Here is a 14,896-nt window from a genome sequence, read left to right on the forward strand (position 1 = left end):
CTAACCGCTAAATTTAGTTAAAAATTAAATCAATATATGAGTGACAACGTAAAATATTCATTTCAAATTGTCAAAAAACCGTTTATTTAGGGTTTATTAACTTTTCCTTAACTCGGAGTTGTTGTTTTCTATAAATCGACCTGTTTTGATCTGAAAAGTTCGTTTCTGAGTCTCCAATAATCAGACAGTTCTTGTTCTGCGTCTTCAAAGTTTCCTTGCAAGAGGTAGATATCGCCGAGCTTGTCGTGTATGGCCAATTGCAGGACTTTGTTCTTTTCTTCATCTGCCAATGATTTTGCTTTTTCAAATTCTCGTTGAGCAACGGAATAGTTTTGCTGTACGTATTTTGAAAATGCGAGCATATATTCAATCTCGGGGAGTTGGTTGTCTACTCTTCTTAGAGTTGCCAAGTCTCTTGCTTGAATAAGGAACCATTGAGCTTCGGTATGCTTGTTCTGCAATTGGTATATTTTCGCCAAGTTGATTAGAGCATTAACCTTGCCAGTATAATTCTTTGTTTTGTTGAAGATGGGGAATGCGCGTCTAATGATGGTATTTTCAGCTGCTTTGAAATTTTTCTGATAAGCTTGTACCATTGCTATTCTCACCAATGTATTTGCTTGGTCTACCTGCGCTTTATTAGACACGGCTGACTGTAGGAATGTTTCCTGCATTGCCGAAGCGTCGGAAATGTTACCGTTGTATAGGTAAGCATTCGCGAGGTTATGCTCCAAGGCGAACTTCTCGCCCGTATTTGCAGAATTCGCCATATTCAGACCGCGAATCAAGATAGCGATAGACTTGCCGATCTCGCCTTGTTTCAGCAGTTCCAGCGCATATTCATTGGACAATCCTGCGGCCAGCGGAAGATTTCTGTTCTGTTCGAGCTTGGTCAACAAGGCATTCCAGTCCTGTTCATTGCTGGGGAAAGGGTTGAAATTCTGTTTAATATAGCCTGCATTGGAAGTAGGCTTAAAGTCTTCTATAATATTCTGATAATCCAATTGTCTGGCAATTGAATCATAAAATCCTTTTTTCTCTTTGTAGGAATCGACTAGTTCTTCTTCCTTGGTCCTTGGTGCCGGCAGTACATATACTTTAGGGCCGATCCCTGCGAAAGTGCTGTCGTATTTTGTAACAAATCCGGAAGGATCTAATGGTTTATCACTGTTCTGAGCATTAAGGTTAAACGTTGTAATAACTAAACCTACTGCAAATATAACACGCACTTTATCAATCATTCGCAATTCTTTTTTTTCAAAAATATCAAATTATTTTCTAAAAATGCCTGATTCGTCTTCTTGAATGACAGTCGAAATCATTAAATTATGTTAAAACTATCTTTTCTACCGTCCATATTCCTTCAACGGCTTTCTCTGGGCAGTTTTTCCATGCCTTAGGTCGGTCCCAGCTCCGTTTACGCAAAACAGAGGGGTTCAGCCAAGGTCCTGAAAAATGGGGGAATTCATGATTATTTTATATAGCCTGGACCGGAGCATTAACAGATCAAAATCTACGTCGTTGCAAAAAGAGTTCGGGAGGTAAAAGGACGGAACCTGTTGCCGTAATCTTTAAGATAGAGAGCAGACGTAAAATTGTGCTTGTTTGCCATACAAATCCAACAACACCATAATAAGTAGCTTCCGTGAAGACCACGAGTTGGAAGACAAATAGTTTGCAAGTGCACAAGTAATAAAATTTTCAAAATAAGAAGACCAAAGATTGAACTCCATCGGGCTACCTTAAGGTCCAGGATTGACAAACGAACCAATTTTGCGTCCTATCTATGGTTTAAACTTGCATTAATAGATCAGCCTAACCTAATCAGCATCCAACATGGAATCAAAGAAATGTAAGGTATCGGGACATCAAATGACAAAAAACAAAAGTACCTTCCAGGTAAAACATTAATATGTATAATGCATACCTAAGGATAAACTATTTTAAACCAAGGAATGGTATTTCCCAGAAAAAAGGAAACCCCCAATCAAAAAACAATCGAACCTGACCGTTATTTCTTTAAAATAAAAATTTCATCGCTATTGTCTTTAGCTTCGATTCTCATGTAACCTACTATCGGAAGCGTAACTGTGGGGACGGTTTGACCGAAATCAACATTTGCGATCACAGGTACATTCCTAAGTTCCTCTTTTGTTTTTATAATTTTTGTGAGTAGGTCACTGGTCGTATTTGATTCCCTTCTGAACGTCCCGATTAAAATACCCCTAACGTTTCTGAAATCCGGTTGAAGAATAAGTAATTGTAACTGGTTTTGAACATTATAGACGCTCTCCGCTCCATTGTCTTCCAATATATAGATCAACGGACTGGTCGGGTCATCTCTCATTGCAAACGGGGTGCCCTGCATGAAATTGAAAGTCAGAAAATTACCTCCGATGACCATTCCTTCCGCGGAACCAGCATTAACAGTCCAGAATCCGCTATTTTTAATTTCCTGTCCTGCCCAGAGAGTATTATAGAAAGTTTCACTGGGTATAAGTTTGAATGGCTCATCTTGCATGAGGCATCTTTTAAAACAGTCAAGGGTGAGGCTAGCATCCCTACTTGCGGCTATCACTTCGAAATTTGGGCCTTAGTAAGTCACCATTCCGGTCTTCAAGGATATAGCATTTACCAAGGCTGTGATATCTGACAGCCCTCATAGTATTTTTGGGTGGGACTGAATAAGGCTATAGTCGATTTGGCTCAATAACTGGTTAGAACTTTTACATCCCCTGAGGGCTAGAACCCCCATCAACGACATTGTCTAAAAACGCATCATGGAGGTCCTGCAACCTATGCTTGACAGAGGTGGACTTGAACTCATCAACCTGCAGAATGTGTTTGCCGAAACTCACGCTGAGCCCCATTTCATTAAGTCTCTTTATTCCCCTCTCAATTATTTCTGGAGCCAATTTCGGGAGCAAACTATTAGGAGGTGAGATAATCCTCATATGGTCACCTTGCCTCAATTTTTTTGGAATCATAAATCACATTAACTTAATTATTTCCTTTTTTTCAAATGATATAATTTTTACCAGGATAACACTTTTTGGGCAGAAAAGTTCAGACAAAAGCTACCCCATTATCATTTTGGTTATCCTGTTTTTTAAGTCAATTTTAGGTGAGATTCTTAGATGGTCGCTTAGGAGAGTTAGAATAGAGGGTAAATCCAGGCCAAAATCTTCCAACGGTATGATCCGTTAAGTGATCTGCCGTTTTCCTGCCGTGAACATATACCGGATCAGCATTCATATCCTACCCCCATTATCATTCTGGACGGGTTTTAAACATGGGTTGAAGTCCGTTACATTCTGTTAAGAAACCTAAATCATTCTTATCTCCTTTCCCGCTTCTGGGCCAACTAGATCGATATTAAAGGTTAAGTTTGAGGACAGCTATGGAGTCGCAACTCTATCTTTGGAACATTTATGGCCTTGAAGCATATGCTGCCCCGGGCTGTTCTTTATATGCGAGTATTCTTTAACACACTAATACCTAGTATTTATTTCTCCGGATGCAAGCTTTCTTTGATTTCTGATGCGTTAAGGGCCCTAGTTCCTATATCTCTTCTGGCCTGCTCATTTAGCTTTCCGCCCGTATGTTGACCATACTGTATGGCCAGTAGATGTATAAGGTGAGAGTTCTAGTTGTTGGTAACCAAATGGCATAAACTCAAAGGGTAGCTTGCTTTGATTAATGCTTGAGAATATTTCACTGATCGGGCCAACTTAGGGGATGCAGACAATAGTTATTATATCTTTACAGTTACAGTAAATATCGAGTGTGGTATAAGCTGCTGCTGTGGTTATTGAAAGGGTACTGGAAGCTTCCTGCTTGCCCGCTAAGTGCCTGGCCAATGGAATCGGGAGGAGGCCGACCATTTTTTCAACCATAAATCTGTTATCGGCCCGTTTAAATTCTATAATTATTTGTGCTTGGAATGCCGACCAAAGGACAGCCAACAAATAATGACCTACTTGTAAACTAAGTATCGCTGTGATGTTTCAACAGATATGCCGTGCCATGTGATAACCTTTTTAATGCATCCTGTTTAATCCCCAACTTCTGTTCGGAAGATTCGTTTGAAGTTATTTTTCTGGTTGGATCCCCTTAACCTATTGTAATAAAGCACTAAGCAAGTGTAAATGCAATTGCGGACATTATCATTTTGGTAGATAGCGACAGTTAATTCGGGTTGCCGTGTTAAATACACTTGGTTGCAAGGATGAAATCTTCTGAAATCGGGCCAAATGATTTTATTATCTAGTAATATATTACCTTTTGGCTCGGGACTTATCTTTTGAATCATTCTTTCCAGTTAATCAACTGGAACTGCTTCTTTCTCTAGAAGTCTTAATGCTCTGAGTAAATCTTTGTTTTATTTCTGCGGAGAAATGAGAATGAAGGAAAGTAATATCTCAAAAATTCCATGCTAGCATTCCGAAAATTATTATGGATAAAATCTTGATTAGATCAAATATGATTATAGCGGTTGGATCTGAAAAATCTTCTTCCTCTTGTTCGAATATATAGACTCTCTTGAATTTTTGAACAGTATCTTTTAGCTCGTGATAAAATTCCCATATTTTCCTGCCTTGCATAATCTGTAGGTTTATTTTTCGTTATCAATCGATTATTTATTTTTCTTACATAGCGACTGTTGAGATTGGGAATCCAATCTTCACCAAGTTTGAATAAAGGACGCCTTGATCTCATTTAGTCGATAGCTCCTGCAAACATTTCACCCAACAGATCTTCCTAATCAATTGAAAAGTACGAAAGGATCTAAACGGTTATTAAAAAAAGATAAAATTTTTATATTCAGAAAAATAATATAAGCTATATAGTATATATGTAGAGGGATTGCTACAGTCGGGCGCTATCATTCCTCACCCAATCAAAAAATAACTAGAATGAGATCCATTTTATCGCCAACGAAAGCTAATTAAAGGTACTCCACGGAGAAAATATAGGAATATTTCAAATGGAATCTTGATGTGCCCCGATTTAATCTCAAAAGGTGTATGCCATTTTTCCCACTCTGGATGTCGAGAAGATTAGAATTGATGGTGAAAACTCAGCTCAGGGCTATATGATCCTTGATTAAACTTAATTTGACGAGGTACAGTGCTTTTTTATATCTAACGTATAAATACGCAAAGTCAAAGAAATTATTCAGGTTTTTTCTTGTTTTAAACACGTATTTATCATGAAGGAAATCATCTCACTTTGGCATGCACATTGTTTTATGGTATGCATACAACCATTAAACATCAGTTAGACTGGCTTTTTAACGCGAGGTTTAAAGCCAGTCTGATTAATCTCAACAGTCTTTGCGCAAGGACATTTTTATTAATGCAGTTTTTCACAAAATAGTTTAACAATGAACAATGATTTTATAAATAAAGAAGTGTTGGTTCATTCGGATACCCTATTGAAGTATGCCAACCGGTTTACCAAGAATGAAAGTGATGCTGAGGACCTTCTGCAGAATACGCTAATGAAGGTTTTCCGGTATCAAAATAATTATTCCAAAGGCAGCAACCTTCTTGGATGGGTCTATACAATAATGAGGAGTTGTTTTTTGAATGATTGCCGTAAAAAGAAACTTGCCGCTAATTATATGAATAATTCTCTTTCGGTAAATGATCCTTCCTTGAACTCGTCAAAGAATAAGAGTGAGAACCGGTTCTTAATGGAAGATATTAATGCTGTTATGGAAACCGTGCCCGAAAAATACATGAGCGCTTTTATTATGCATTTTGAAGGTTACAAATATTATGAAATAGCTGAATACTTGAACGTGCCGGAGGGGACGGTAAAGACCCGAATTCATGCCGCTAGAAAATTATTGCAAAAGAAACTTTCCCATTACCGAGATCTGAAACCATGAATCTTTTTGAATTGTTCCGCGCTTCAGTTGATTAAGGGCTGGGAACTTTTCGGATTTTATATCTGTCTTGGTCATTATTGGGAGAGTTCAAGAATGTAAAAGGTTCAGTACCAGAAATTATTTTATCAACACATTCAATAAATCAAGTTAGAATGGGTTGCGTACATTTGTATGGTTAACATCTAAGGGCCGTTAACCCCAGGTCTGAGCCAAACAGGCTAAGGACCGCACTGGATTAGATCAAACTTTAGTGTTGTCATGAAAATAACTGGGTTCATATACTGCTACCCAAGGTAATCTTGCCGAAAAGGAGGTTAGCGTTTCTGTTCATTTCCAATCTTTTTGAACGGATACACTGTATTGAGCTCGTATAATGCCAAATCAGAAAAAAAACGCCTCTTATTCAATTTTGGATCCTGGCGTGCAGATCCTTGTCCATCCTGCCAATCCACTGAAAGATATGACCGAGAAAATGGGTAAGGGTCTATAGATAATATTTTAAGTTGATTCCTATTCATTTCTTACTTTTTTTTAATATTTTAGTCCATTGATCTACCTTCGTGCGACTGTCGCAATCACAAGCCTGTCGCGCAACAATAAATTTCTGATAAATGATTCTAATCGTTGACGACAAGCAGGAAAATATCTTTTCGCTTGAAAAAACGTTACAACTTAAGGGTTTCCATACTGACTCTGCCCTTTCTGGTGAAGAGGCCCTGAAAAAATGCCTGAAAAAGGACTATGCATTGATTATTCTAGATGTACAGATGCCGGGTATGGACGGTTATGAAGTCGCGGAGACCTTGTCGGGCATCAAAAGAACCAAGGATATACCCATAATCTTCCTGTCGGCTGTCAACCGCGAAAAACAGTATATCACAAAAGGCTATGAATCTGGGGGGATCGACTACATTACCAAACCTGTTGACCCTGATATTCTGCTGCTCAAGGTCAAGACCTTTTACAGGCTGTATGAGCAGACTTCGGAGCTCCAAAGAATGCAGGAAGTTCTCAGGACAGAAATCCGCCATCGCAAACAGGCGCAGTCTGAGCTGTCGGACAAACTCGAAGAATTGAAAGTGACAATGGAAGCACTGCCGCAATTGGCATTTACTACTGACTCAGAGGGGGAGGTAGACTATGTCAACGAACAGTGGTTCCGGTATGCTCCTGATAAATCGAGCTGGCCAACACTCCATCCCCAGGACCTGCATGTTTTTGAGGATTGGAAACTTCAATTGGAGAATTTGCAGCCATTGGAAAAAGAAGTTCGGCTGCTGGAGTGCAATTCGCAGATTTACCGCTACCATCTTGTGAAAATCGTACCGGTTACTCTAGGTGCAGATGGAACCAGATGGGTCGGTATCATGACAGATATCGATGAACGCAAGCTGCTGGAAAAGAAAAAGGATGAATTCCTGAGCGTTGCGAGCCATGAATTAAAAACGCCACTGACGAGCATTAAAGCCTTTTCGGAAATAGCTTTGAGGGCCATGAAAGATCTTACCACCCATAAAGCTTATGGCTATGTGTCCAAAGTTCAGGACCAATCAGAAAAGCTCAACTCCCTGGTTCAAGATCTACTGGATATTTCCAGAATGGAAAACGGAGGTCTGAAGGTCAACATGCAAGAAGTGGACTTGGAGGAGATCATCCATCAGGCAATGGAGTCCACATTGATGACCAACCAGCACCGCCCACTGCACATCGAAAGGACTGGAGATGCATTTGCCAAGCCAGTGCTTGCCGATCCGCTGAGAATAGAACAAGTTCTGAGCAATTATTTATCCAATGCGGTTAAATATGCTCCCGACTCAGATTCAGTGATCGTTCATTCCACCGTTGATGAAAATTTCCTGACCATAGAGGTCCGTGATAATGGAATCGGAATCCCACAGCAAAAGATTCCTTATGTATTTGACAAATTCTTTCGCGTTCAGGACGCATCTGCTCGGTTCCAGGGCCTAGGCCTGGGCCTGCATATATGCAAAGAAATCATCGCGCAGCACGGTGGGGCCTGCGGGGTCGAAAGCAAGGTCGGCCAGGGGTCAGTCTTTTATTTTACCCTTCCAATTTCTAGATAATGGCACAGAAAGTACTACGAAATCTCCAATTAGGCTTCGGTTTTTCCATGGCTGTCCTTGTGGTCTCGACTTTGTTCATGTTTCTCTCTCTACAGCATCAGCGGGAGAATAAGGAGCTCATGGACAACTCCCTGCGCAATATAACAAATTCGCAGTTGATATTGATGGACCTCCAGAATGCGGAGACAGGTCAGCGAGGATTCCTTCTTACCGGCCGGGAGAAATTCCTCTCACCCTATAGGGAGAGCAGGAGCTCGCTCCCTCAACGGGTCGACCAACTGCTCAGTGGGGACCTGACCGCCGAACAGTATTCTCGTGCGGAAAGACTTGAGGCATTGGCCCTGGAAAGGCTCGATATATTGGAAGAACTGATCTCGCAGCGACGAGATTCACACGTATTGGACCCTAACCTTTTGGATAGGGGGAAAACAATCATGGACTCGTGTCGAAATCTGATTGGCACGATCAGGCAGAATGAGGAGATAAGGGCTGGTAAAAGGTCTGATGAACTGGACAGTTCTGCATTGACAACAACAATCCTGATAGCCTTTGCATCCCTGCTTTCCTTGGTAATAACCTCGGTCCTCTTTTTGAAACTGAGATCCGACTACAACCGTCGGGCCCAGTTGCAGGCCGACCTGATGGATAAGGATAACGAGATGAAACGACGACTGAATCTAATCAGGACTATTGCCCAACAGGTCACCAGAGGAGACTATAACGTTTCCATCGACGACTCGCAAGAGGACGACCTGGGGACTATCGCTCAGAGTCTGCGAATCATGACCGAATCGCTCCAGAGAAACTTCGAGCAGCTCCAATGGAACGATTGGCGCAAGAACGGGCTCTCGGAACTAAACTTTGGTTTAATGGGCAACCTTAGTCAAGATGACATCGCTCGATTCAGTTTGAATTTTATTCTGGATTACCTGAATGTTGAAAATGGGGCCCTTTATCTCGTGGAAAGGAATAGTTTTAGGCTTGCACATACCGTAGGGCTAAAAGGCTGCCCAGATTCAGATCTCCCGTTAAGAGGTGGCCCGATCGGGGAGGTCTATGCAAAACAGCGAACCAAGGTGTTGAACGGTATCCTTCCAGAGGAATTTAAACTAAGCTTTGCCCAAGGTGAGCTAACTGTTAGCCAAATTGCCCTGATACCGGTCATGTACCAACAGAAGTGCATGGGTATCATTGAAATTGGTTCACGAGCCACCTTGGATGAAAATAAGGTCAAGGTAATTGAAGAATTTGGCGAAATTATCGGCATAGCAGTGGCTGCCGCCCAGAGCCGTGCCCGAGTCCAGCAGCTACTTGAGGAAACGCAGACCCAGACCGAAGAACTGCAGGTACAGCATGCAGAGCTAGAGAACCTGAACACCGAACTTGAAGCGCAGGCCCATAAGCTGAGGGTCTCCGAAGAGGAACTCAGGTCCCAACAAGAGGAACTTCTGATGTCAAACAGGGAATTAGAAAAGAGGTCCCAGTCGCTGGAGGAAAGAAATCAGATGATCGCCGTCCGAAATAGGGAGATCCAGGAGAAAGCAGAGGCTCTGGCGCTGAGTACGAAGTATAAATCGGAATTCTTGGCCAATATGTCCCATGAGCTGCGCACTCCGCTCAATTCCATTCTCTTGCTCTCCAAGGTTCTGACCGAAAACAACGAGAGGAATCTCAGTGCCGAGCAAATAGAGTCCGCACAGGTGATCTGGTCTTCCGGGAGGGGACTGCTCAACTTGATAGACGAGATTTTGGACCTGTCCAAGATCGAGGCTGGAAAGATGACCCTAGAGAGGGAAGCGTTTTCAATTGAAGACCTGCTTCTTGACCTTCAGCAGATGTTCAGGCCTTTAACAAAGGAAAAAATGCTCGATTTTCAGATTGAGAATTTTTTGGCAAGTGGATTTCGCTTAAACAGCGATCGATTGCGGGTCGAGCAAATCCTCAGGAACTTGCTGTCCAATGCCATAAAATTCACCGAAAAGGGCCACGTGACCATGAGAGTGGAGAATCCAAATGGATCTCAAGAAAGTGTTCTTATCAGCGTTATTGATACAGGGATCGGAATTTCGCAAGAAAAACAACTGCTCATATTCGAAGCTTTTCAACAGGCTGACGGCTCCACCCGCCGCCGTTTTGGGGGTACTGGCCTCGGACTTTCCATTAGCCGAGAGATCGCACGCTTGTTAAAAGGCGAGATCAGTGTACAGAGCGAGCCGGGTAAGGGCAGTACCTTTTCCCTTTCCCTACCTATAGATGGTGCTTTGCCGACTGAATTTGATCACCAGGAGGATTCAGCAGAAAGTGATTCATTGGAGGTTGCTGAAGCGGCAAACCAATCCCAACGGTCCGAATCCTCCATTCCAGAGGAGATTCCCGATGACCGACACGACCTTTTACCTCAGGACAAGGTATTGTTGATAGTAGAGGATGACACTGTCTTTGCTAGGGCGCTGATGGAATATGCTCGACAGGCAGGATTTAAAGCCGTAGTTGTGGGGCGAGGGGACGTGGTGCAGAGTGCAGCTCGACAATATGGACCCAAGGCCATTCTACTGGACATCGTTCTCCCGATAATGGACGGGTGGCAGGTATTGGATTCCCTCAAGTCCAGTTCCTATACAAAGCACATCCCTGTTCATATGATGTCTGCAGAACAGATCAAGAAAAACGAGAGCATCAGGCGAGGAGCGATTGATTTTATCCAGAAACCTTTTCAGAAACAGGGTTTCCAGAACATTTTCACTAAGATCGATGCTGCGCTGAAGCATGGGCCAAAGAAAGTGCTCATAGTTGAGGAAAATGCAAAGCACGCTGCGGCTCTCTCCTACTATTTGGAGAGTTTTGACATTTCAACAGAAATCAAGGGCTCACTGGAACAGAGTGTGCAGGCCCTGACCGAAGATAAGGTAGACTGTGTGATCCTTGATATGGGAATTCCAGACCAGATCGCCTATGAGACCCTGGAAACCATTAAGAGCAACAGCGGTCTAGAGGAGCTTCCTATCATTGTTTTCACCGGGAAAAGCCTTTCAGGGCACGAGGAAATGAGGATAAAAGAATATGCCGACTCAATTGTTGTTAAAACGGTCCATTCATATCAGCGAATACTTGATGAGGTAAACCTGTTCCTACATTTGGTTGACCGTAAATCAGAGCACATTCCAACTGCTTCCTTGCCTGGTGAAAGAAAGCTCACTGAAATCCTCCAGGATCGAAAAGTGCTGATTGCAGACGATGATATCCGGAACATTTTCTCCATATCCAGGGCTTTGGAAAAATACAATGTTGAGGTCTTTTCAGCAATGGATGGCCAGGAGGCATGTGAAATACTGGACAAAAACCCAGGGATAGATATTGTGCTGATGGATATCATGATGCCAAATATGGATGGCTTCCAGGCGATCGAAAAAATTCGTTCCCAGCCCAGTTTCCGTGATCTGCCGATCATTGCTGTTACTGCCAAGGCCATGATAGGGGACCGAGAGCGCTGCATGAGTGCAGGAGCATCCGATTATATTTCTAAACCTGTCGATATAGACCAGCTGGTATCCCTTCTGAGGGTTTGGCTATTTGGACGTTAAACCAATTATACAGATGAAAGTTCTAATTATTGACGACGACAACCGAAATATTTTCGCATTGAAAACTGCACTTAAATCGAGAGGTGTAGAAGCATTGGGTTGCCTCAATCCTCTGGAAGGATTGGGTTTGTTGGATCGTGGAATTGAATTTGATGTGGTCCTGTTGGATATGATGATGCCAGAATTTGATGGGTTCCAATTCTTGGACCATATTCTCAGTTCCTCTGGCGTTAGTTATCCTCCGGTAATATCTGTTACTGCGAAAGCAATGAAGGGCGACCGGGAACGTTGTCTTCTGGCAGGTGCAGGGGGCTATGTGTCCAAACCAGTGGATATCGATGTACTATTGGCCGAGATAAGGTCAATAATATCTAAGAAATAGTATGGAAGAGGGTGGACAGGTAGAATGGTTCGTGCATCGTTTCTTCGAGCGGTTCGGTTTTGACTTTAGGGATTATAGCAGAGGTTCCCTGGAGCGGAGGTTACTGCGTATAATGTCAATCTGGAAGTCACCAGATTTGAGAGACCTATACCATAGGTTGCAAAGCGATCCTTCATTGGTTTCTGTTTTCGTCCAACAGATTACTGTCCCCTTTACCACAATGTTCCGTGATCCCGGATTCTTTTTTGAATTGAGGAGGGCAGTTTTGCCTTATTTGAGCACGTTCCCAACGATTCGCGTTTGGATAGCCGGATGTGCCACGGGTGAGGAAGCTTATGCGTTGGCCATACTCTTGAAAGAATGTGGATTGCTCGAAAGGTCCCTCGTTTATGCAACGGACCTGAATCCGCATGTGGTTGAACGGGCCTCTAAAGGTATTTTTCCCGTGGAGAACGTTCGCGATTTTGTGGAAAACTATGTTCAATCAGGAGGAACGGAAGGGCTGTCCGCACATTATATGGCGAACCACGGTTTTGTCCAGTTCGATAGCGTACTTCGCTCTCGAATGGTATTTTCTACCCATAACCTTGTCTCTGACAGCTCTTTCAACAGTTTCCAGCTTATCCTGTGCCGGAATGTTCTCATTTACTTTAACCGCAGCCTGCAGAACCGTGTTCTTGATCTCTTTTACGAGAGTTTGGAAAATGCCGGTTATTTGGGGTTGGGGCCGAGGGAAACGATAGTGTTTTCTCCACTTTCCGATCGATTTCAGCGTGTTGGGCCCGAAAAACTGTGGCAAAAATGTAAGTGATGTTTCACAAAGCATATAGGTTTAATAATTTTGAAAATTAGAATGAACAATAAAACGATACTTATTTTTGACGACGATCAAAATGTGCAGGAAATTTTTTCCATAGTCCTCGAGGATATGGGCTATACAATTAAACGTTCAACTACATCCCACGATGTTTTGGAAAAAGTGAGCAGATATAAGCCTGACTTGATACTAATGGACAACTGGATCCCTGAAATAGGTGGTGTTGCCGCAACTAAACTTTTGAAAGGCCATTCGGAATTCCGGTCAATTCCAGTCATTCTAGTGTCGGCTAACAGCGAGGTAGAAGAACTGGCGCAAAATGCGTTGGCAGATGGATTCCTGGGAAAGCCATTTGATCTGGATAGGTTAGAAAAGCTGGTAGGAGAATTTCTACAAGAATAATCCATTGGATCAAAATGCCCTCCCCTGCATGCCAATGAGTTTATGAATAAGGAATGCTTTGAATTTGTTCTTTTTTAAACCGGAGCTGGATAGAGTTGATGTGTTGATGTAGAAGATAAACTTACAGACAACGTGCAAAAACTCGGAAAATACAGAATCCAGAAATCTAGAACCTACCTTATGCCTTTTGAGACTCAGGAGTTCCGTGATGTTGGTCATGGGTTAAGGATCGTTTTTCTTTCCCCGTCTGTTAAAATCGTCCGACCTTTCTTTCCTGTAATGCCGGCAATCAGGAAGGGAAGGGACAGGATTGAAGCGGAGATCGGGCAGATGGCCTGTCGATAGCAAGAAAGATGTAGAATTTGAAAAAACGGTGATCCTATTGGTTTCTGCCCGCAGGAACGTACCAAGGAACATGATGATGGTTCGATTTCCCATGATTCGGCAAGGGATATAGCGGAAATCCCAACCGTGGCTGGCCACGACAGGTCCTGATCCGGAGGCTCTAAAGACCTTCACTGGAACGGGCAGGGCATTACCAAAGGTTCCACACTTTCATCTGGAGATCATCAATTCTGCTTCCAGCTGTGCGAGTGCGATTGCATGATTTAATATGACAAAAGCCATTGCTAAAATAAGTCCGTTTTACTTCCATTTACTGATCATCGTCATCCTTGTGGCATACCAGAAGGTCTGAACTTGCGATCGCGGAAAACCCTGCTCCAACGATCTTCAGAAAATCCTTCTGTTCAGCCGCTCGCTCGCATTGTGAGCATCCTTGCCAACGAAGTTATCAATTCTTGCGTTCGTACCATCATAGCATCTTTATATAGGTTTTATATCCTAATTTTACTTACGAGTAATATCGCATGCTTGATTTTGAGCTGGAGAAAATGTGGACCTTTTCACTCAGCGGTTCGGACCATCCATTAAGAAGCATTGCCTTACTGAGTGCTTCTTGCTGGACCATGTTCCTTTGATCCCATAGAAGGAGAATTGTCCGTCGGGTTCCTGTAATGCCTTACGGTATCTGTTGAATGTCACGAAAAATAATCGCAGCTGTCATTTTTTTCGGGGTATAAGGTACTAAATTTGCAATTCATGTCCTTTGGGATTGTGAACACTTGGTAAAGAGCCCGGCCCCTTGGGGCCGGGCTCGATTTTTTGCTTCGGTGCAAATGCTCGCTCATAATCCAGAGCTTCAAGTCCATACCAGTGAGAGCATATAGGATGGTTTGAGGTCATCTAGGTTCGATTCAGGAAATTCTTTTGCTTCATGCGGGAGAAGAATGCACCTTCGGACTGGTCGGCATTCTATATATTGGCTCATTCACGAACCTGATTCTCCTTAGCACAATGGGTATATTCCTGTGAGGCCACCGTTACACGGGCAGTGGAACCTTGAACTGCAAAAGTAGTTCGGGGGTTATCAGAGGGGTTTTCTCCCAACGTATTTTGAGGGCGATGATAAAATACCTATAATTGCACTGCGAATAGTCACGCTTGAATATCTGGTTAGATTTGGCCTATCTGGAAAAAATTCCGGTTTTCATCATCCCAGATATTCTAGAGGTGCCAGAACCAAATACGGCCTGAAGTGTTCTTATGAAAAAGGAAAAACAAGACAAAATCAGCTTTGTCATTAAGGAAGGGCTCTGACCTGCGCGTAGACTGCGTGGTCACTGAGGCCGGTTAGGCCTTTTGAGGGTGGAAGCAATCTCCCCAGTTATGGGG

The 14,896-nt window shown here is 42.8% G+C and carries 10 protein-coding genes; 6 read left to right on the forward strand and 4 right to left on the reverse strand.

Annotated features, from left to right (window positions below):
- Nucleotides 1-128: 128 nt before the first annotated feature.
- From CRT24_RS05545 to CRT24_RS21380, 3 genes are all read right to left on the reverse strand, one after another.
- Nucleotides 129-1,241, reverse strand: coding sequence for a lipopolysaccharide assembly protein LapB (locus CRT24_RS05545; protein ID WP_099370258.1), 1,113 nt, complete (start codon nt 1,239-1,241; stop codon nt 129-131).
- A gap of 770 nt (nt 1,242-2,011) precedes the next feature.
- Nucleotides 2,012-2,521: a hypothetical protein gene (locus tag CRT24_RS05550; RefSeq protein WP_099370259.1), complete on the reverse strand. Its 510-nt coding sequence runs from the start codon at nt 2,519-2,521 to the stop codon at nt 2,012-2,014.
- Between the two features lie 205 nt (nt 2,522-2,726).
- The gene (locus CRT24_RS21380) at nt 2,727-2,987 is read right to left on the reverse strand and encodes an LD-carboxypeptidase (protein WP_099370260.1); all 261 of its coding nucleotides are present in this window, start codon (nt 2,985-2,987) and stop codon (nt 2,727-2,729) included.
- A gap of 2,399 nt (nt 2,988-5,386) precedes the next feature.
- Here CRT24_RS21380 and CRT24_RS05565 point away from each other — a divergent pair.
- On the forward strand, nt 5,387-5,896 hold the full coding sequence (locus tag CRT24_RS05565; RefSeq protein WP_099370262.1) for an RNA polymerase sigma factor: 510 nt from the start codon (nt 5,387-5,389) through the stop codon (nt 5,894-5,896).
- Between the two features lie 314 nt (nt 5,897-6,210).
- On the opposite strand, the gene CRT24_RS20595 is transcribed toward CRT24_RS05565, so the two are convergent.
- Nucleotides 6,211-6,414 (reverse strand): hypothetical protein, encoded by a 204-nt coding sequence (locus CRT24_RS20595; protein ID WP_144034511.1) that lies wholly within the window; start codon nt 6,412-6,414, stop codon nt 6,211-6,213.
- A 93-nt stretch (nt 6,415-6,507) separates the two neighbouring features.
- On the opposite strand from CRT24_RS20595, the gene CRT24_RS05570 reads away from it, so the two are divergent.
- The 5 genes from CRT24_RS05570 to CRT24_RS05590 are packed head-to-tail and all read left to right on the forward strand — an operon-like array spanning nt 6,508 to nt 13,162.
- Complete coding sequence (locus CRT24_RS05570) at nt 6,508-7,980, forward strand: ATP-binding protein (RefSeq protein ID WP_099370263.1); 1,473 nt, start codon at nt 6,508-6,510, stop codon at nt 7,978-7,980.
- Entirely contained in the window at nt 7,980-11,561 is a 3,582-nt protein-coding gene (locus CRT24_RS05575) for a response regulator (RefSeq protein WP_099370264.1), read from the forward strand. Before CRT24_RS05570 ends, CRT24_RS05575 begins: the two co-directional genes overlap by 1 nt.
- A 13-nt stretch (nt 11,562-11,574) precedes the next feature.
- Nucleotides 11,575-11,943, forward strand: coding sequence for a response regulator (locus CRT24_RS05580; protein WP_099370265.1), 369 nt, complete (start codon nt 11,575-11,577; stop codon nt 11,941-11,943).
- Nucleotide 11,944: 1 nt separating this feature from the next.
- On the forward strand, nt 11,945-12,754 hold the full coding sequence (locus CRT24_RS05585; RefSeq protein ID WP_099370266.1) for a protein-glutamate O-methyltransferase CheR: 810 nt from the start codon (nt 11,945-11,947) through the stop codon (nt 12,752-12,754).
- 42 nt (nt 12,755-12,796) lie between these two features.
- Nucleotides 12,797-13,162, forward strand: coding sequence for a response regulator (locus tag CRT24_RS05590; RefSeq protein ID WP_099370267.1), 366 nt, complete (start codon nt 12,797-12,799; stop codon nt 13,160-13,162).
- Nucleotides 13,163-14,896 lie beyond the last annotated feature (1,734 nt).

Origin of the sequence: Sphingobacterium sp. 1.A.5 (assembly GCF_002734235.1) — a bacterium.
Lineage (GTDB): Bacteria > Bacteroidota > Bacteroidia > Sphingobacteriales > Sphingobacteriaceae > Sphingobacterium > Sphingobacterium daejeonense.